Here is a 1,627-nt window from a genome sequence, read left to right as displayed (position 1 = left end):
ACGGTCAAGACCAACGAGTGGATCAACGCCAACCCCGACAAGGCGAAGGCCTCCGCCAACGCCAAGCTCGAAGCCGAGAGCGGCAAGGCCCTCGAAGCCAAGATCATCGACCCGGCCTGGCCGAGCATCGCCAGCACCGACGACCCGCTGGCCTCCACCCTCAAGACGCAGGCCGACTACGCGGTCAAGGCGGGGCTGATCGAGCAGCCCGACCTGGCCGGCATCTACGACCTGACGCTCCTGAACAAGGTCCTCAAGGCCGCCGGCAGGCCCGAGGTCTCCGACGCCGGCCTCGGCGCCAAGTAACCCGCAATCCCAGCAACCCCAGGAGGTGACGACCATGGCCACCACGCTTGCCAAGGCTGCCGAGGGCACCGTAGCGGAGCTGACGCACGGTACTCGTATCGAGCACGTCTCGAAGTCCTTCTCCGGCCCGGCCGGATCGCAGCTCGTCCTGGACGACATCAACCTCGATGTCGCTCCCGGAGAGTTCGTCACCATCCTGGGGGCCTCGGGATGCGGCAAGTCCACCCTGCTCAACCTGGTGGCGGGCCTCGACAAGCCGTCCCAGGGGTCGATCGAGACCCCCGGGCGTGCGGCGCTCATGTTCCAGGAGCACGCCCTGTTCCCGTGGCTGACCGCGGGCAAGAACATCGAACTCGCCCTGCGGCTGCGCGGGGTGCCCAAGGCGGACCGCAGGCCGGAGGCGGAGCGGCTGCTGGAGCTGGTCCGGCTCGGCGGCGCCTACGGCAAGCGCGTCCACGAGCTGTCGGGCGGCATGCGCCAGCGCGTGGCCCTGGCCCGGGCACTGGCCCAGGACAGCCAACTGCTGCTGATGGACGAGCCGTTCGCCGCGCTCGACGCCATCACCCGCGACGTCCTGCACGGCGAACTCGCCCGCATCTGGGCGGAGACGAACCTGTCGGTCCTGTTCGTCACCCACAACGTGCGCGAGGCCGTCCGCCTCGCCCAGCGCGTGGTCCTGCTCTCCTCACGGCCCGGCCGGGTCGCGAAGGAATGGACCGTGGACATCCCGCAGCCGCGCCGCATCGAGGACGCGGACGTAGCCGAGCTGTCCCTCGAGATCACTGAACACCTGCGTGGGGAGATCCGCCGCCATGGCCAGCACTGACACCACCCCGAAGGTCACGGGCAAGGGCGGGCAGGACGACCTGGCGGGCCTGGAGGCCGGCCTGGACGCGCTCGACGCGGTCCAGACCCACCGCACCCCGGTCCGCGAGGTCCTCCTCAAGAAGGTCCTGCCGCCGGTCCTGGCCATCGGCCTGGTGCTCGTGGTCTGGCAGGTCCTCGTCTCGCTGAAGGTCACCGAGGAGACCAAGCTGCCCGCGCTGTCCGCGGTGTGGGACAGCCTGGCCGACATGTGGCTCAAGGGCACGCTGCTCGAAGTCATCTGGACCAGCGTCTCCCGCGGCCTGCTCGGCTTCCTGCTGGCCCTGGCCATCGGCACCCCGCTCGGACTCCTCGTCGCCCGCGTGAAGTTCGTCCGCGCCGCCATCGGCCCCATCCTCCAAGGCCTGCAGTCCCTGCCCTCGGTCGCCTGGGTGCCCCCGGCCGTCCTGTGGTTCGGCCTCAACGACGCCATGATGTACACCGTCATCCTCCTCGG

At 69.9% G+C, this 1,627-nt stretch carries 1 protein-coding gene and 2 pseudogenes; all 3 read left to right on the top strand.

Annotated elements, in window-relative coordinates:
• Positions 1 to 306 (top strand): annotated as a pseudogene (locus AB0D66_RS34575) (sulfate ABC transporter substrate-binding protein); the annotation flags it as partial.
• A gap of 34 nt (positions 307 to 340) precedes the next feature.
• Positions 341 to 1,132, top strand: coding sequence for an ABC transporter ATP-binding protein (locus AB0D66_RS34570; RefSeq protein ID WP_362311103.1), 792 nt, complete (start codon positions 341 to 343; stop codon positions 1,130 to 1,132).
• A pseudogene (locus AB0D66_RS34565) lies at positions 1,119 to 1,627 on the top strand (ABC transporter permease); the annotation flags it as partial. The gene AB0D66_RS34570 and the pseudogene AB0D66_RS34565, both read left to right, overlap by 14 nt.

The organism is Streptomyces sp. NPDC048270 (assembly GCF_040652335.1).
Lineage (GTDB): Bacteria > Actinomycetota > Actinomycetes > Streptomycetales > Streptomycetaceae > Streptomyces.
The sequence above is the reverse complement of the archived record's forward strand: the minus strand, read 5'-3'. Positions and strand labels throughout refer to the sequence as shown.

Excerpts from the sequence above, each read along its gene's own strand:
- AB0D66_RS34570 (WP_362311103.1), top strand. The coding sequence starts at position 341 with ATGGCCACCACGCTTGCCAAGGCTGCCGAGGGCACCGTAGCGGAGCTG.